This window comes from Pseudomonas sp. LBUM1659, from assembly GCF_059716045.1.
The window spans coordinates 3,337,269-3,352,840 of sequence record NZ_CP166797.1 but is presented as its reverse complement, the minus strand read 5'-3'; the positions used below and the strand labels follow the sequence as shown (position 1 = coordinate 3,352,840).

Sequence of the window (15,572 nt, the reverse complement as noted above, 5' to 3'; positions counted from 1 at the left end):
GATTATACCGAATCAGGCTACGAATCGCGGCGTCAAAACTTGGTGAGGACGGTTGCGCCAGCCATCGAGCATCCAGTTGAGTTCCTGGACGGTCAGAACGATCGCCTCGTCGGTGGCGTCAGGCGATGTTTTGAATCGCTCGGACTCAAGGCGCTTGAGCCAAAGACAGAAGCCGTTGCGCTCCCAATATAAAATCTTCACTCGGTTGCGGGGTTTGTTGAGGAAAACGAAAAGCACCGGGTCAAATACGGCGACTTTAATATCCAACTCGACCAGCGCAGCCAAGCCGTCGATGGATTTTCGGAAGTCCACTGGCTTGGGGTACAGATACACTTTTTCGACTTTGGCATCGGGTCGCATCATGGCGAGCTAGCTCCTGAGGGAATCGGGAGCACAGCATCCGGGATCAGCTAAGCGCTTTGAATGTGGGGTTTATGGAGCGCTTACTCTTGACTGATCTCGGTCAGCAGATCATGTACCGTCTTATCCAGTGCCTCATCGTTGCGATATGGGATGCTCAGCGCGTAGTTGCCCGACTCCAGCGGCTTCATGCCATAGGGTTCCAGGCAGTAACGCTCGATGTTCTCCTTTGCCCGCTTTTTGCCACGCACGAACTTACTGTTGTTCTCGACGGCCAGACGCAATATGACCGTCGCGATCCGTTCGGCATCGTCCACTACCGGTGGGGCTGTTATGCCAAGATGCTGGGAGATTTTTGCAGATGCGCCGATCGTTATGCCGCGATGCCGGAGGTAGCGGTAAAGCGTGCTTTTGGAAATGTGCAGTCTCTTGCCAATGGCGCTCACGCTTAGCCGACCCTCTCGGTACAGCGTTTCTGCGGCCATAGCCGTCGCTTCCGCTTGAGCGGGCAGCCCCTTCGGACGGCCACCGACTCGACCACGTGACCGTGCAGCGGACAAGCCTGCTTGTGTGCGCTCACGGATCAATTCGCGCTCGAACTCTGCCAGCGAAGCGAACAGGTTGAACACAAAGCGGCCTTGTGCGTGAGTGGTGTCGATGGGGTCATTCAAACTTTGCAGTCCAACGTTGCGAGCGGCCAATTCACCGACCAATTCCACCAGGTGCTTGAGCGAACGTCCCAGACGATCCAGCTTCCAAATCACCAAGGCATCACCGGCCCGCACATGAGCCAATAATTTATCCAATTCCGGACGTGCGCTTTTTGAGCCACTGGCAACGTCTTGATGAATCCGCTCGCACCCTGCCTTTTTCAGAGCATCGATCTGGAGGTCAGCGTTCTGATCCCGAGTGCTCACCCTTGCATAGCCAATTTTCATCAAAAGTACTGTTTACTCAACAGAGAAATTGAAAATAGAACCTTGATTAACGATACCAGTATTTAAAACCATAATGAGAGCTAACTCAGACCTGGACAGGTCTTCCGTTAAAGTTCTATAAAACGAGGGTTTTATCGAACTATTGCGGCGCAGCAAGGAGCAGGTGTATAAACACACAAACACTCATCATTGGAAAAAGTCATGAACACCACTCGCTGGAACGTCGCCGTCTCCACCGACACCGACCAATCGCTTCGTATGTTTCTGGCCAGCCAAGGCGGTGGCCGTAAGGGCGACCTCTCGCGCTTCATCGAAGAAGCGGTGCGGGCACACATCCTGGAACTGAGCGCCGAACAGGCCAAGGCTTCCAATGCCCATCTGAGTGAGGCAGAACTGACCGAAGCAGTTGAAGAAGCACTCGACTGGGCACGTAAGCGCTGATGCGGGTTGTATTGGATACCAACATCCTGTTCAGTGCGCTGATCTCACCACATGGTGCTCCTGATGCAATCTATCGGGCCTGGCGTGCGGCCCGTTTCGAGGTTGTGACCTCACGAGCACAGCTCGATGAAATTCGTCGTGCCAGTCGTTACCCCAAGCTTCAGGCCATCCTTCAGCCTGCCAAAGTGGGGGCCATGATCAATAACCTGCAACGGGCGATGGTGCTGGAGCGCTTGACCATCGAGATTGAAGCCGATGATCCGGATGACTCCTTTCTGCTGGCCATGGCCTTGGCGGGTAATGCGGACTACCTGGTAACCGGTGATCGCCGCGCTGGCCTCTTGCAGCGCGGGCATATCGAACGCACGCGGATTGTTACCCCCGCCGTGTTCTGTGCCGAGGTACTGTGATCGATGCCGGTTGGTTTTCTGACTCAGGAGCAACGCGACGGCTTTGGTCGCTATGTCGATCCGCCCAGCCGTGAAGAGCTGGAGCGTTACTTCCACCTGAGCGATGAAGACCGTGAAGCCATCCAGGTGCTGCGGGGTAACCATAACCGCCTGGGCTATGCCGTTCTGCTGACCACCGTCCGTTTCGTCGGTGGTCTGCCGGACAAGCCCGCGGCTGTGCCGGTGGAAGTCCTGCATGTACTTTGTCGGCAATTGGTGATCTCTGCCCCTGACTGTCTTTCACGTTATAGTGATCATCGTCGCTGGATACATGCGGCCGATATTCAAGAGCGCTATGGCTATCGTCATTTTACTGACCCTGGTATCGGCTTTCGTTTGAGCCGATGGCTGTATGCCCTCTGCTGGACGGGCACTGATCGTCCTGGCGTGCTGTTTCAACGAGCTACCTCATGGCTGCTCACACAGAAAGTCCTATTGCCAGGAGTTTCCCAGTTAGAGCGTTTCATTGCCCAACTGCGCAGCCGGGTTGAAGAGCGCCTCTGGTACACCTTGGGTCGCAGCTTGAACGAGGCGCAACGGCAACAGCTCCAGGACTTGCTTCTGGTGACTGAAGGCAACCGCAGTTCCCAGCTGGATCAACTACGCTCCGGCCCGGTGATGGTCAGTGGCCCCGCACTGGTTCGGGCGTTGCGTCGGCTGGATGATGTGCGCGGGTTGGGAATCGCCTTGCCGCCAGCTGCACATATCCCACCCAGCCGCATTGCAGCCTTGGCCCGCTTTGCCAACACCGCCAAGGTCACGGCCATCAATCGACTGCCGGCGTCGCGCCGGTTGGCGACGCTGGTGGCATTCGCGGTTTCCTTGGAAGCCAGTGCGCATGACGATGCTCTGGAAGTTCTGGAGGCGCTACTGCGTGATCTCTTCAACAGAGCGGAGAAGGCTGACAAGAAGGCTCGGTTGCGTAGTCTAAAAGACCTGGATCGCTCGGCGGCAATGCTCGCCGCTGCGTGCACGGTCGTGCTGGATAGCACGATCAGCGATGACAACGTCCGTGCCCGGCTGTTCAACGACCTGCCACGTGTCACGCTGGAGAAAGCCCTGGAAGAGGTCAATGCGTTGATCCGTCCGGCCAACGATGTATTTTACCTCGCTCTGGAGGATCGCTACCGCAGCGTGCGCCGTTTTCTTCCTGATTTATTGAAACATATTCGCTTCGGTTTCAGCCCCGCTGGCAAGGGAGTGGCGGCCAGTCTGGACTGGTTGCAACTGAACCTGCCTCGTAGAAAACCGGAGGATGACGCGCCGCAGGAGATCGTGGCCAAAGCTTGGCAGAAACACATCACCCGCGAAGATGGCTCCCTCGACATGGGCGCCTATGTATTCTGCACGCTCGATGCACTGCGCACCGCCGTACGCCGCCGCGATGTCTTTGTTTCACCCAGTTGGCGTTATGCCGACCCGCGTATCGGCTTGCTCGATGGTGCTGAATGGCTGTCGGCGCGACCGATCATCTGTCGCTCACTGGGCTTGACCATGGCGCCAAAACCACCTTGGACGCCTTGTCTGCCGAGCTGGATGCGACTTGGCACGCAGTCGCGGTTCGCCTGCCCGACAATCCTGCGATCCAGTTGAGCGAAAATACAGAGGGCAAAACCGAGCTGTCCCTCGGAGCGTTGGAGAAGCTGGAAGAACCCAACTCGCTGCTGCAACTGCGTGCAGCCGTGGCCGACTTAATGCCACGTGTCGATTTGCCGGAAATCCTATTGGAAATCGCCGCTCGTACCGGTTTCGCTGAGGCCTTCACCCATGTGTCCGAACGCAATGCACGGGCCGATAACCTAGTGACGAGTCTGTGCGCAGTGCTCTTGGGAGGAGCCTGTAACACCGGCCTGGAGCCATTGATTCGCAACGACAACCAAGCGCTGCGCCGTGACCGGCTGTCCTGGGTGGGCCAGAACTACCTCCGTGACGACACCCTGTCAGCAGCCAATGCCATTTTGGTAGCTGCGCAGAGCCAACTGGAACTGGCTCAGATCTGGGGCGGTGGTGAGGTGGCCTCCGCCGATGGCATGCGTTTTGTCGTGCCGGTACGTACCGTGCATGCTGGTCCCAACCCGAAATATTTCGGTACCGCCCGGGGCGTCACCTGGTACAACCTGATATCCGACCAGTTTTCCGGTCTTAACGCCATCACGGTGCCCGGCACCCTGCGCGACAGCCTGGTATTGCTCGCGGTCGTGCTGGAACAACAGACCGAGTTGCAGCCCACACAAATCATGACTGATACCGGTGCCTACAGTGATGTGGTGTTCGGGCTGTTCCGTCTGCTCGGTTATCACTTCTGTCCGCGTCTGGCCGATGTCGGCGGTACCCGTTTCTGGCGCACACGTCCAGAAGCGGACTATGGCAAGCTCAACGGGCTTGCCCGCCAGTCAGTCAAGCTCGACCTGATCGCCGAACACTGGGATGACCTGCTGCGTCTGGCGGGCTCACTCAAGCTCGGTCGAGTACCGGCGACCGGCATCATGCGCACGCTGCAAACGGGGGATCGTCCGACCCGCCTGGCCCAGGCGCTGGCCGAGTTCGGGCGGATCGAGAAAACGTTGCACACGCTGACCTACATCGATGACGAGTCCAAGCGCCGCGCTACCTTGACCCAACTGAATCGCGGCGAAGGCCGGCACAGCCTGGCCCGCGCCGTGTTCCATGGCAAACGCGGCGAGCTTCGCCAGCGCTACCGCGAAGGTCAGGAGGATCAACTAGGTGCCCTGGGCCTGGTGGTGAACATCATCGTGCTGTGGAACACCCTCTACATGACGGCGGCCGTGGAACGGCTAAAGCAGCACGGCTACCCGGTGCTGGACGAAGATCTGGCTCGGCTGTCGCCGCTGATCTTCGAGCACATCAATATGCTGGGACGGTACTCCTTCGCGGTACCGGAAGAGGTCGCCCGAGGCGAGTTGCGGCCGTTGCGCAATCCCGATGATGATCGGTGATCCATCCATGCACTACGGGCAACACCCACGCGCAGCAGGCTCGGCTAGCACGGCACTGGTAGTTTAATTACTGTCTGGAGAAGAGGAGGACGGCCAGGATAGTGCACATCAAAGCGACAATCCAGCCCCCAATCTTCTTGAGTTCGGCAACCTTGGAAATGAGCTCGGCGGTTTCGGCATAATTTGGTGGAGGTGCAACTTCAGATGCCGTACGCACTTCGTCCGAGCGATCGTTATGAGTTAATGGTTCCTTCCCGACTTGGATTGTCACCTGCTCAGCAAGGATCTGGTTTTCAGCTTCAGCATTCCAAGCCGTAAGGCGATGTTTGGAAAACTCATCATAGAAATCATCCACAATGTCTTGGCCCTTTGGGGCAAAAGTAAAGCCCAATTGGTAATCCATCTGGCTTGGATAGACATCCAGTAATAATTGAAAAGTTTCTCGGGATAGGGATTCAGGGAGCGACGGAACCGAAAACCAACGTAAGCCCTGATTAAAGTTCGCTTTACCCATCCGGTGCTGCCAATTGTCGGACTTTGATTAGCGAAACGAGTTAAGCGCTCTACTTTTCGGGTTTTATTGCGTTTCTTGGTGTCCGCAGAAACGGTCTTATAGAACGGTGGTTTTATCGAACCTTCCAGGCCGCACACGGGTTTCCGGGCAGGTACTGGGTTTAAGTGCACTTTCTGTTCCATTACTCCCCGAACCCCTATCTCAGCTCGCGGTTTGTTCATTTAAGGATCTCCCAAACTTAGATGCGGCGATGGATTTTCATGTGTCGATCTGCAACTCCAAATCAGCATTTTCCAGTCTGCGGGCGTACGCCACCGTGCCGTTCAAGCGCTCTCCTGAAGAAAGAATAATGGTCAAGGAGTGGGCCTTGTGTAGGTCATCTGGCACCGGCGACATTACCTGTACCTGAAAGGCACCTGGCGTGATGGGCGTGATGAGTACGTCGCATTCAATAGTTTTAGCGATAGGGCCGAAAAGGGTGTCGTTTAAGTAATTCAAACGTGCGCGGTCGGTCATGGGTATGTCCTTTAACGCCAGGGAGTTAAAGCTTGATTTCTGTCTCCATCTATGTGCTAGACGGAGGCCATGACAGAAGAGTTCAAAGCCAGGGGCTGACGGATCCTCGTGAGTGCAGGCCGTGTATCAGGTCGCATGAACCTCTCCGTAGCCAATTTGGGTATCCGCAGTCGAACTATAATCTGACCATTAGATCAAGATTGTAAGTGACGCCATAGAAGGATCCAGCAATGCGCATCTACAAGATTGAATACCGGTTCGACGGCGAACCTCGCACACATCAATTTGAACTCAAGCAGCCTCAGTTGCCCGTCCATGAGGCGGCTATGCACCTGCTACAGCTGCATTTTGGGGATGGTGAGAACAGCTTGATTATGCCCACTGCTGACGCGACGCCGGAGGAGATTTTAGAGCAGGCTGAGCTGGTAGGGCTGACACATATAATGGTCGTTGATCAATCCGGTTGATGTTAAGTGCAGCGACATGGAAACCGCGCCTGGGCAGATCGAAGACCCGCTTCGACAGATAGGCAAAGCTCTTTTTTGAGCCGAAAACTGTAATTTAAGTAGCAATATGCGTAAAGCGGATAGGCGGCAGTGGGTTTGCAAGTCGGATCTTTGATCTGTTTGATCTGAACGACTACTCCATTGCGCCGGGTGTCAGCGTCGATGGAGGGGATGTCAGCGCGCGTCTTTTTCTTCTCAGGGCCAGCGAGTCCCAGCCTGCTGTCCCGATCCGAGACTGAGGAGGGCGCTCCGACTATCCACCACTGACTTTCCAATGTTTGACATCGTCTGCAAACATCATTTGCTTCATCTCATGCGCTATCCCGTATGCCAGAGACTCGTGTGCAGCGATGACTTTTTCTTCTGCTGAAAGGCAATGAAAAATATCGAGCTTGGTCTCTGCGTCAGCAGTTTCCAGTGTGAAAATTTGCACGTAACGCGCGAGGTCGTTGTCGAGGCTCGACAGGTATTCACGCAGGCGCTGATGGTCGACTGATTTTTGACTAAAGTACCAATTCATCGGGTGAATCAGGAAGCGTGAGTGTGGCGAGGTGATACGTCGGCCTGCAGCTAAAAACATGATGATGCCCATTGACTCGATGTTGCCCGCGTTGATCGCGCATAGCGGTACCGGCAATGATTTCAGGAACGTGTAGAGAGCAAAGCCGAAGTTAGTGCTACCGCCGCTTGTAGAAAGATTCAGAAGCAAGGAGGTGGCGCCTTGATCGATGGCTTCGAGGCAACAGTCCCGAAAGCGCTCAGTCGTAGCCTGATCGATCTGACAATGAAAATGCACGATATGTTCAGTCATCGATCAACCTCCTGAGTCTGATGCATGGGGGATTTCTACGAATTGTTAAGTCTAGTAAACGTCGATCATTTTGATCTGAAATTCGACGTTGGATGTTCCCTCGATGACGCATACGCCGTCCATCAAATGCGCTCATATTCGATGGAACCAAATACCCCAATCCACTCGTCGCGTGCCCAATATTTCCGTTCAAACTTTCTGTTTTGTGCGTCCTCCCAATTAGACGAGCCTATGCTCGTGCCAACGATGTAGAGGTGACAAAAATGGCCAATACAGGGAATAAAAATCCAGGCAATTTTTCTAATGACCGTGACAAGGCTTCTGAAGCCGGTAAGAAAGGTGGAGAAGCCTCTGGCGGAAATTTTGCCAACGATCCGCAACGCGCGTCTGAAGCAGGCCAAAAAGGTGGTCAAGCTTCCGGCGGACAACAATCCCGTGATAGTGACCGCATGTCTGGAGGAGGGCAGGGTACGAATCGCGGAGGCGAATTTGCCGACGATAAAGAAAACATGACCAAACCGGGCCAAAAAGGCGGCCAGGCTTCAGGTGGACAACAATCCAATAAGGCTGATCAATCGTCCAGCGGTGGAAAAGGAGCCGGGCGAGACAGCACTCTTTCCGATGACCGCGATAAGTCATCTGAAATGGGAAGCAAGGATGGTGGGGTGAGCGGAGGTGGAGGGCGAAAACCCTGATATCTTCTGACCCTATCAAGCCCCGAATCTTTCGGGGCTTGATTTCGTGTTGGCCCGCGCGGCGCGCTGCAACCCGTCGAGCTTTTTCGCCCTGTACGGGAACAGCTGGCCGATCAGTTCGGAGGCGCATCGGCGTCGCAACCTGGTAAAAGGTATCTCGCTACTGGAAGGCAACAAAAGATCAGAGGACGACATCATCGTTCATTAGGTCATGGTTAAAGCGGTAGATCGGCTTTGGTAGCAACGCTAGAAGCGCGATCTTGAGGAACGTTTTCAACAGGATGAAATCTTGATCCGTGCCACCGCCGGGAGTCTCATTCGCCAAAGCTAATCTGCAGGGCTGACCCGCCTAGCTGCGGCAGACGCCTATGGCGTGTCGAAGCCACAAAATGGCTATCACATGTTCAGCGACATTGGCTTTTCTCCTCCGTCCGGGAGGCCGAAACGACCTCTGACGAAGTTCAGGAACGCCCCATACGGTCGTCCCAGAGTTAACATAATTACCGTCACACCAAATGATCCATACAGTAGTTCTTTGCCGTCAGCCCCGCAGATTGCCAATATGGCTGCATAGATTGGTACCTGGAAGCTTACGAGAGCGAGCGTGTCCCACAAAATTCGGGAAGTTCGACTCGTGCTGGAAAATCGCATGAACCAGTCTCGCCAAAGCCCATATGGGCGGCCAGTCAGAACCATAAGCCCGGCACCTAGAAGTCGGGTATGAAGCACCTGCTCCCAAGCCATCCCCGCAATGAATCGCTCGTTAAGGATGCCCGTAACGGTAAAAAAAAGGATCAACGCCAGAGTATCTGCAGTGAAAGATCGCCACCTATCGTTTCGATCTTCAGTTGAATAAGACAAATCGCTTACCTCATGCCTCGTTCAGAGCGCTATTTAGTTGGGACTTTTCCTGTGCGCGCCACTTTCTTGGGGTGGTACCAAATTTCCTGGAAAAGTTTCTGATGGAATGAGATTGATCAGCAAACCCGCACATTGCGATGACGTAGATTCTTTAAACCATCTTTTGAAGCGGAGTGTCGATAACTGCAGTGCTTACAATTCGCTAGAACGAGAGAACGCCAATGATCGGTGTTGTGATACCTGCGCATAACGAAGAAAACCACATCACCGACTGCCTGTCATCTGTCCTGATGGCTGCGGGGCATCCAGACTTGCATGATCAGTTGGTCACGATACTTGTCGTCCTGGACGATTGTTCGGACAACACCGCTCAGTTGATTTCGGCTCAGGGTGTCGCAATGCTCGACGCCTGTTATCAGAATGTTGGTAAGGCCAGAGCGACTGGCGCACAGGAATTACTTAATGCCGGCGCACAGTGGCTAGCGTTCACCGATGCCGATACGGTCGTTCCTCACGACTGGCTCGCCCGCCAGATCGAGTTCAAGGCTGATGCGGTATGTGGAACGGTGGAGGTGGACAGCTGGAGTGAGCATGGTGACCTGGTGCGATCGAGTTATCTTGAGTTGTATCAGTTCGACGAGAACCATCGCCATATTCACGGTGCCAATCTCGGAATGAGTGCCGAAACGTATCGAAACGCCGGCGGCTTTCAGCATCTTGCCGCACACGAAGACGTCCACTTGGTGGCCGACCTTGAGAGGATCGGCGCTCGTATTGTTTGGACAGCGACGAACCCAGTGATTACTAGCGCACGCCGAGATTTCAAGTGTCGGGGCGGGTTTGGTGAATATTTGACCTCACTCGGCGCTTCCCTCGGAATGCCTGTACTTAACCCTCATGTCAGTGCTGATATTGCTCCTTGAATTGCGGGGGGTTAGAAGGGATGATTTTGGAATACATCGACTTTGTACAATGGCCCGCGATGGTAGTGACGGTGATTTCAGCTTGGTTTGTCGGCTCGCAACGACCACGCCGGCGCATGATCGCCTTTTGGGGATTCATCGCGAGTAACGCGTTGTGGGTCGTCTGGGGACTGCACGCAAACGCTTACGCGTTGATAGTCCTTGAATGTGTATTACTGGGAATGAACGCCCGAGGCTTCAAGAAAAATCTCAATGGCTCTCGAACGTCGGGGAGTCTCTAGGTCTGCTGTCCTTCTAAGTTCTTTTTGAACCCGCGTAGGTTCATAAGGAAAAGGCAAATCTGCAGGATGATGAGGGCATAGGCCTCGGCGTAGACACCCCAAATCACCCACAGCAAGTTACTCAAACCGAAGCATACAAATCCTGCCATGCGCCTTTCTGGCCGTTGCGACCCGATCAACCATGCGGCCAGCACTGTCACCAACATCGCGGGCCATTGAACCCAATCCAGATACACCAAAATTCTTTACCCTAACGAAGGCAACACAGCCTGAGAAAGCTAGGGCGTAACGCCCTAGCAGATAGCAGATGTCACTTTTTCTTTTTAGCCGGCTTTTCTGCCTTCTCTGATTTCTTAGCCTTTTCTGGCTTGCTATCAGCTTTTTTTGCAGATTTCTTTGGTTCGGCATCTTTTTTCTTGTCTTTCTTCTCGGAAGATTTCGAAAGAGCCGAGGCCGCAGCCGATTTCTTTACCGGTGATGACTTTTTGTCTTTCAATTCCTTGCTGGCTTTCGAAGCCTCACCTTTGTTTTTCTTCTCGTCTTTAGCCACGTTGTCCACCTCTCGGAGTGTGCCGGTATTGGCAAATCGCCTATGGGATTATCCACAAGCTGATCATTAGGCGAGCGCGTCTAAAAGCGGTTCCAATTTTTTGAAGAGTCAAGAGAGGCTTTGGGTGATGCACCGTCAGGTGCCGATAGCTGGACATTTTAAATAGGTCATCAGCTACGGCTCGGAGTCTAAGGCTGGCCAACTGGAATTGTGACCACCAGCATCTGCACAATATTTGGAGCTTACGCTTCGTAGAGCCATGTCAATAAACGCCACCCTTTTTTGCAACGCAAACGCCATACGCTGTCCTAACGGTGGGTAGGCCATGGGGGAAATCATGACAACGCACAAACTAACCATTAAAGACTTGCAGTTGAATGTTTCAATCTGCGGTCAAGGCTCACCGTTGCTCTTGCTCAACGGCCTAGGTGGTTTGATCCGTACCTTCGATCCCCTGCGCGATGAATTGGTGGACTACACGACTATAACGTTGGACGTGCCCGGGGTCGGAAAATCGCAAATGCCCCGCTGGCCGATGCGCCTGCCGCGCCATGCCGATCTGATCGCTGAGATGCTCAAACAATTGGGAATCGACCAGGTCGATGTGTTCGGCGTGAGTTGGGGCGGTGCATTGGCGCAAGAATTCGCCCTGCGCTATCCAAGCATGGTGCGCCGGCTGATCCTCGCGGCAACCTCGGCTGGCCCGGCGATGCTGGTGAAACCCGCCGACATCCTGGATTTTTTTGGCAGGAGCAAAAGCGCCAAACTGCGCAAGCAAGAAGGCTCGCCCAATTCGATACAGACGCTGCTGCGCTTCGGTGTGGTGAAAGGCATGCTCACGACCAACCCGCGAACCTATTACCACCAGATCGCCGCTTTGGTCGGCTGGACAAGCCTGCTGCGACTGTTCCGTCTGCGCCAGCGCACGCTGATCCTCACCGGCGAACGCGACACCCTGGTGCGGTTGTACAACGCGCATATTCTGCGTCGCACCATTCGACGCGCCGAACTGCACGTCCTAAAAGGCGAGGGGCATTTTTTCGTGGTGACCAGCGCTAGGCGCACCGCCGAAGTAATACGCGAATTCCTCTGCCATCAGCACATCGATGACGAGCCCGCGCCAATGATCGCCAAAGGCATGTTCGAGCCACATCTGCTTCAATCCCAGAGGAGTTGATCGCTGTCGCCTGCTAGTGGCTTTCATCGGTGTGGTGTGGTGTGGTGTGGCGAGGCGAGGCGAGGCGAGTCGGGCAGGCTGAATTGCTTCGCGTGCCTTGCGCCGACTTCAACTGCTTAGTGCTGCCCGAGGATGCGCAAGAGCGTGAGGATGACTACGTCATGTTCTCAGCCATCTTTCTAACGGATGGCACGCCACCGAGTTGGCGGGTCTATTGCCAGGAGAAAGCATTGCCATTTATGGCGCAGGCCGGTCGGACAGATGGCCGCTCACTCGGCGATGATCAAAGATGCTTCACAGGTCTTTGTGGTCGACAATCATCCTAACCGAGTAAAGCGGGCTGGACAGATGGACGCCACGCCAATCAATTCGCTTGAGACGTGAGCGGTGGATCAGATTCTCTATCTGAATCACGGCAAAGTTGCTGATCGTGGCTGTGATTGTGTGGGTTATCAGTGCTGTGACCGTCATGGCCATGAAGCCAATCTCTTGACCATGAAACACCTCGTCGCATCGACTAAAGCCATCGGTGGTATCGGTGTCGTGTGTGGACGTGTGCCGGAAGACCCAGGCGCCAAAGATGAGCTGGCCAAGCAAGGCAAGATGGCCTTCGACTTCGGTGCTTTCTGTTTCAGAGGCCAACAGATCCGAATTGGGTAAGCCAACGTCAAAGTCTACAACTGCTGCTTGGATGAACTCATTCACCACGATCGTGCCAATCCGGTGCCAATTATCTCTAATCGGCTGAAACTCGCGGAAGGGCCTTACGCTTATACACAAGTATTGAAAAGACGTACTGCCTGCCTACTGACGCAGCGGGCAGGTGAAGTCGCCGAACTGTTACAGTCCAACTGGATGCCGTTTAGCAAACCGTGATGCCTTTCGCTTACAGATTCATGAAGGCTGACTAGAGCAGTGAAGCAACTCCCGCGCGGCTTCCTTGACCTTGGCAAGTAACCGACGTTGCGGCTCAAGAAAATTCTGATCTTTCAGCCACCAGCCATGCAGAGTAATGGCAATATTTGGTGTCAGTGGATGGCTGGTCAGGCCTAGGTGTCTTGCACTGAATGCTGTAAATGGGTCAACGATGGCTATACCTTCACCGCTCGCAACCATGCTTAATTGCAACTGGTAGGTTTGCACCCGAGTAAACACCTCTACAGGTGGATTCAAACGCTCAAGCTGACTGCTTAAAAGCGCGCCAATCGGGTCTTTCAGTTCGAGACCAATCATCCGTTGCCCCGCTAAGTCTGCTAGACCAATAACACCTTTCGCGCCTAATTCCCAATTCCCAGGGGTGATGACCTGCAAGCACCCCTGCGCCAGAGGTTCAGAGTGAATACCCGGATGGTCGGACGGTTGCAACGAAAAGCCAAGGTCGCACTCGCGAAGCAGTAAGGCCCGTTTAATGCCGTCAGTATGGTGCGTTGCCAGATAACAAATTTTTTTGGGAAAATAGGTTCGCCATTGAGACACGCTCATAGGCAGCAACTGCTGAGCCAGTGTTGGCGTACACACCAACCGAAGAGGATGGTTTTCTTGTTGGCGAAGGTTGGCTGCTAGGTCGCGGATGCGCTGAAGGTCATCACCAAGCAAATCGAATTCGCGCTGCAAAATACGCGCTTCAGGGGTGGGCAGTAACCGACCCTTGGTACGCAGAAACAATTCAAACCCAAGTTGCTGCTCCGCGTGTTGAAGTGTCTTGCTGACCGCCGGCTGTGAAATATGCAGCAAATTAGCCGCAGCGGTGATGCTGCCAGTCTGCAAAATCGCCTGTATCACTTCGATATGTCGCAACCGCATAGGGGGCCTCAAGCCATAACCTCAGGTTATTGATCGCCAGCATAAAGCGATTATTCAATCTTGGCTGCTGTTTTTACTATCAGCACCTACTGAACGGTACTTAAGGGCGCCTGATGAAGCGAGTGGTGGTGGTGGGTGGTGGGGTGATAGGTCTGACAAGCGCCTACTCACTCGTGAGAGCAGGTATGCAGGTGACCCTTATTGAGGCCAGCGCAACACCCGCCAACGGCGCCAGCTTTGCGAATGGTGGGCAATTAAGTTATCGCTATGTTTCTCCACTGGCTGATGCCAACGTACCTTTTAAGGCATTGGCTTGGATGCGCCATGGCGCGCAGAGTCCACTCACAGTCAGGCCGCGTTTGGAGCTGGCGCAATGGCGCTGGATGTTATCTTTTTTGCGTGCTTGCCGGCGCACTACCAACGTTAAAAATAGCCAATTGTTGCTTGAGCTAGCCTTGAAAAGTCAGACAGTTTTGAACCAATGGCGAGCCGAAAACAGATTGACTGAGTTTGACTGGCGTGAGAACGGCAAGCTGGTGCTGTTTCGTCAGCGTGGTTCATTTGACTGCGCCCGGCAAGCGGGCCTTGATAGTTCTCAGAGAGCCATGAGCGCCCGTGAATGCCTTGAACTCGAGCCTGCGCTACACGCATTGCAAGGGCGGCTCTGTGGCGGGGTGTTTAGCCCTGGCGATGAGGTTGCTGATTGCTATCAGTTCTGTCAGGCCTTGTTGAGTCAGCTTATGGCATCGACCAACTTTCGCCTGCAGACAAATTGTGTCGCTAATGGTTTCTCCTCTAACGGCAATCGATTGACTTGCGTGCACACCAGTCAAGGGGATATCGAGTTCGACGATATTGTTCTGGCAAATGGTGTTGGTGGTGCGCAATTAGGCAAAGCTGCAGGTCACCGGTTACTGGTTTATCCGCTCAAAGGTTACAGCTTGACGCTAGCTCTTTCACAGCCTAGCCAAGCACCAGAAGTGAGCGTGACTGATTACGATAACAAGGTGGTTTACGCGCGCATTGGCGAAAATTTGCGGGTTGCCGCCATGGTCGACATTGTAGGCAATGATCTAAGTTTGAAGCCTTCTCGACTAGCGCATTTAACCGCACTGGCCAAAGACACCTTTCCTAAAGCAGGGGATTTTTCAAACGCCATTCAGTGGGCTGGCCTGCGACCCGCCACGCCGACCGGAATGCCGATTATCGGGCGTGGTCAATACCGCAACCTTTGGTTCAACCTAGGGCATGGTGCGCTTGGCTTTACCTTGGCTGCCGGCAGCTCTGAACTGCTGGCTGAGAGCGTGCAGCGCGGCAGCAATACGCTCGCCTTACACGCTTTTACACCTCGTTAGACGGAGCATTCACTTTGGAAATTGTACGCATAAACAGCAATAAGCGTCTTTCAGCAGCGGTTCTCCATGGCGACGTTGTGTATCTCTCAGGCCAAGTGCCCAATGACCGAAAAGCTGACATTCGTAGCCAAACCCAAGAAGTATTTGCGAAAATCGATCAATTGCTGGCAAGCGCCGGCTCTGATCGCTCACAGCTACTCAGTGTGCAGATATGGTTAAGCGATATTGCTGCGGATTTCAGCGAGTTCAATCAAGTCTGGGAGCATTGGCTGGAAGGACATCAACCACCAGCTAGAGCAACCGTGCAAAGTCCCTTAGCTTCACCAGATGTACGGGTGGAGGTGATGGTTATTGCTGCCGTTTGCAGGTCTTGATGCAAGCCTTTATTGCGCACTAAACCTATTGTTTGCCCGTTTAAATTTTATCAGGAGCAAT

17 protein-coding genes and 3 pseudogenes are annotated in these 15,572 nt (G+C 54.1%); 11 read left to right on the top strand and 9 right to left on the bottom strand.

What is annotated here, in order from left to right:
• Positions 1 to 12: 12 nt before the first annotated feature.
• The gene (tnpB, locus tag ACA048_RS15135; RefSeq protein ID WP_497625151.1) at positions 13 to 363 is read right to left on the bottom strand and encodes an IS66 family insertion sequence element accessory protein TnpB; all 351 of its coding nucleotides are present in this window, start codon (positions 361 to 363) and stop codon (positions 13 to 15) included.
• 80 nt (positions 364 to 443) lie between these two features.
• Positions 444 to 1,298, bottom strand: coding sequence for a recombinase family protein (locus ACA048_RS15130; protein ID WP_497625150.1), 855 nt, complete (start codon positions 1,296 to 1,298; stop codon positions 444 to 446).
• Positions 1,299 to 1,499: 201 nt separating this feature from the next.
• Between ACA048_RS15130 and ACA048_RS15125 the strand changes: the two genes are divergently transcribed.
• From ACA048_RS15125 to ACA048_RS15115, 3 genes and pseudogenes are all read left to right on the top strand, one after another.
• Positions 1,500 to 1,739, top strand: a complete 240-nt coding sequence (locus tag ACA048_RS15125; RefSeq protein ID WP_008371006.1) for a ribbon-helix-helix domain-containing protein — start codon at positions 1,500 to 1,502, stop codon at positions 1,737 to 1,739.
• Entirely contained in the window at positions 1,739 to 2,149 is a 411-nt protein-coding gene (locus tag ACA048_RS15120) for a putative toxin-antitoxin system toxin component, PIN family (RefSeq protein ID WP_402814686.1), read from the top strand. Before ACA048_RS15125 ends, ACA048_RS15120 begins: the two co-directional genes overlap by 1 nt.
• 3 nt (positions 2,150 to 2,152) lie before the next feature.
• Positions 2,153 to 5,145, top strand: a pseudogene (locus ACA048_RS15115) (Tn3 family transposase).
• A 67-nt stretch (positions 5,146 to 5,212) separates the two neighbouring features.
• On the opposite strand, the gene ACA048_RS15110 reads toward ACA048_RS15115, so the two are convergent.
• Complete coding sequence (locus tag ACA048_RS15110) at positions 5,213 to 5,659, bottom strand: hypothetical protein (protein WP_497625149.1); 447 nt, start codon at positions 5,657 to 5,659, stop codon at positions 5,213 to 5,215.
• A gap of 258 nt (positions 5,660 to 5,917) precedes the next feature.
• Positions 5,918 to 6,175: a hypothetical protein gene (locus tag ACA048_RS15105; RefSeq protein ID WP_497625148.1), complete on the bottom strand. Its 258-nt coding sequence runs from the start codon at positions 6,173 to 6,175 to the stop codon at positions 5,918 to 5,920.
• Between the two features lie 230 nt (positions 6,176 to 6,405).
• Here ACA048_RS15105 and ACA048_RS15100 point away from each other — a divergent pair, with 230 nt between their 5' ends.
• The gene (locus tag ACA048_RS15100) at positions 6,406 to 6,642 is read left to right on the top strand and encodes a hypothetical protein (protein ID WP_497625147.1); all 237 of its coding nucleotides are present in this window, start codon (positions 6,406 to 6,408) and stop codon (positions 6,640 to 6,642) included.
• 292 nt (positions 6,643 to 6,934) lie between these two features.
• Here ACA048_RS15100 and ACA048_RS15095 read toward each other — a convergent pair whose 3' ends face one another.
• Complete coding sequence (locus ACA048_RS15095) at positions 6,935 to 7,492, bottom strand: ATP-dependent Clp protease proteolytic subunit (RefSeq protein ID WP_497625146.1); 558 nt, start codon at positions 7,490 to 7,492, stop codon at positions 6,935 to 6,937.
• A 263-nt stretch (positions 7,493 to 7,755) separates the two neighbouring features.
• On the opposite strand from ACA048_RS15095, the pseudogene ACA048_RS15090 reads away from it, so the two are divergent.
• Positions 7,756 to 7,917: pseudogene (locus ACA048_RS15090) on the top strand (con-10 family general stress protein); the annotation flags it as partial.
• A gap of 666 nt (positions 7,918 to 8,583) precedes the next feature.
• On the opposite strand, the gene alaE reads toward ACA048_RS15090, so the two are convergent.
• On the bottom strand, positions 8,584 to 9,048 hold the full coding sequence (alaE, locus tag ACA048_RS15085) for an L-alanine exporter AlaE (RefSeq protein WP_497625145.1): 465 nt from the start codon (positions 9,046 to 9,048) through the stop codon (positions 8,584 to 8,586).
• A 221-nt stretch (positions 9,049 to 9,269) separates the two neighbouring features.
• Between alaE and ACA048_RS15080 the strand changes: the two genes are divergently transcribed.
• Both ACA048_RS15080 and ACA048_RS15075 read left to right on the top strand, forming a co-directional pair.
• Positions 9,270 to 9,971 (top strand): glycosyltransferase family 2 protein, encoded by a 702-nt coding sequence (locus ACA048_RS15080; protein ID WP_497625144.1) that lies wholly within the window; start codon positions 9,270 to 9,272, stop codon positions 9,969 to 9,971.
• A 20-nt stretch (positions 9,972 to 9,991) separates the two neighbouring features.
• Positions 9,992 to 10,252, top strand: coding sequence for a hypothetical protein (locus ACA048_RS15075; protein WP_497625143.1), 261 nt, complete (start codon positions 9,992 to 9,994; stop codon positions 10,250 to 10,252).
• Here the strand turns inward: ACA048_RS15075 and ACA048_RS15070 are convergent.
• Together ACA048_RS15070 and ACA048_RS15065 are read right to left on the bottom strand one after the other, a co-directional pair.
• Entirely contained in the window at positions 10,249 to 10,458 is a 210-nt protein-coding gene (locus ACA048_RS15070; protein ID WP_497629868.1) for a hypothetical protein, read from the bottom strand. The genes ACA048_RS15075 and ACA048_RS15070 overlap by 4 nt on opposite strands.
• 104 nt (positions 10,459 to 10,562) lie before the next feature.
• Positions 10,563 to 10,811, bottom strand: coding sequence for a hypothetical protein (locus ACA048_RS15065; protein WP_497625142.1), 249 nt, complete (start codon positions 10,809 to 10,811; stop codon positions 10,563 to 10,565).
• Between the two features lie 328 nt (positions 10,812 to 11,139).
• On the opposite strand from ACA048_RS15065, the gene ACA048_RS15060 reads away from it, so the two are divergent.
• Together ACA048_RS15060 and ACA048_RS15055 are read left to right on the top strand one after the other, a co-directional pair.
• Complete coding sequence (locus tag ACA048_RS15060) at positions 11,140 to 11,979, top strand: alpha/beta fold hydrolase (RefSeq protein WP_497625141.1); 840 nt, start codon at positions 11,140 to 11,142, stop codon at positions 11,977 to 11,979.
• A 71-nt stretch (positions 11,980 to 12,050) separates the two neighbouring features.
• Positions 12,051 to 12,855 (top strand): annotated as a pseudogene (locus ACA048_RS15055) (MDR/zinc-dependent alcohol dehydrogenase-like family protein); the annotation flags it as partial.
• Between the two features lie 18 nt (positions 12,856 to 12,873).
• Here ACA048_RS15055 and ACA048_RS15050 read toward each other — a convergent pair.
• On the bottom strand, positions 12,874 to 13,782 hold the full coding sequence (locus tag ACA048_RS15050; RefSeq protein WP_497625140.1) for a LysR family transcriptional regulator: 909 nt from the start codon (positions 13,780 to 13,782) through the stop codon (positions 12,874 to 12,876).
• A gap of 113 nt (positions 13,783 to 13,895) precedes the next feature.
• Between ACA048_RS15050 and ACA048_RS15045 the strand changes: the two genes are divergently transcribed.
• Positions 13,896 to 15,137 carry a D-amino acid dehydrogenase gene (locus tag ACA048_RS15045; protein ID WP_497625139.1) on the top strand — a complete coding sequence of 414 codons (1,242 nt, stop codon included), beginning with the start codon at positions 13,896 to 13,898 and terminating at the stop codon, positions 15,135 to 15,137.
• A gap of 14 nt (positions 15,138 to 15,151) precedes the next feature.
• Positions 15,152 to 15,511 (top strand): RidA family protein, encoded by a 360-nt coding sequence (locus tag ACA048_RS15040; RefSeq protein ID WP_497625138.1) that lies wholly within the window; start codon positions 15,152 to 15,154, stop codon positions 15,509 to 15,511.
• Positions 15,512 to 15,572: the final 61 nt, after the last annotated feature.

Bases quoted from the DNA above. Each gene is read 5' to 3' on its own strand.
- tnpB (WP_497625151.1), bottom strand. From the start codon at position 363: ATGATGCGACCCGATGCCAAAGTCGAAAAAGTGTATCTGTACCCCAAG.
- ACA048_RS15130 (WP_497625150.1), bottom strand. From the start codon at position 1,298: ATGAAAATTGGCTATGCAAGGGTGAGCACTCGGGATCAGAACGCTGAC.
- ACA048_RS15125 (WP_008371006.1), top strand. From the start codon at position 1,500: ATGAACACCACTCGCTGGAACGTCGCCGTCTCCACCGACACCGACCAA.
- ACA048_RS15120 (WP_402814686.1), top strand. From the start codon at position 1,739: ATGCGGGTTGTATTGGATACCAACATCCTGTTCAGTGCGCTGATCTCA.
- ACA048_RS15110 (WP_497625149.1), bottom strand. From the start codon at position 5,659: ATGGGTAAAGCGAACTTTAATCAGGGCTTACGTTGGTTTTCGGTTCCG.
- ACA048_RS15105 (WP_497625148.1), bottom strand. From the start codon at position 6,175: ATGACCGACCGCGCACGTTTGAATTACTTAAACGACACCCTTTTCGGC.
- ACA048_RS15100 (WP_497625147.1), top strand. From the start codon at position 6,406: ATGCGCATCTACAAGATTGAATACCGGTTCGACGGCGAACCTCGCACA.
- ACA048_RS15095 (WP_497625146.1), bottom strand. From the start codon at position 7,492: ATGACTGAACATATCGTGCATTTTCATTGTCAGATCGATCAGGCTACG.
- ACA048_RS15080 (WP_497625144.1), top strand. From the start codon at position 9,270: ATGATCGGTGTTGTGATACCTGCGCATAACGAAGAAAACCACATCACC.
- ACA048_RS15075 (WP_497625143.1), top strand. From the start codon at position 9,992: ATGATTTTGGAATACATCGACTTTGTACAATGGCCCGCGATGGTAGTG.
- ACA048_RS15070 (WP_497629868.1), bottom strand. From the start codon at position 10,458: ATGTTGGTGACAGTGCTGGCCGCATGGTTGATCGGGTCGCAACGGCCA.
- ACA048_RS15060 (WP_497625141.1), top strand. From the start codon at position 11,140: ATGACAACGCACAAACTAACCATTAAAGACTTGCAGTTGAATGTTTCA.
- ACA048_RS15050 (WP_497625140.1), bottom strand. From the start codon at position 13,782: ATGCGGTTGCGACATATCGAAGTGATACAGGCGATTTTGCAGACTGGC.
- ACA048_RS15045 (WP_497625139.1), top strand. From the start codon at position 13,896: ATGAAGCGAGTGGTGGTGGTGGGTGGTGGGGTGATAGGTCTGACAAGC.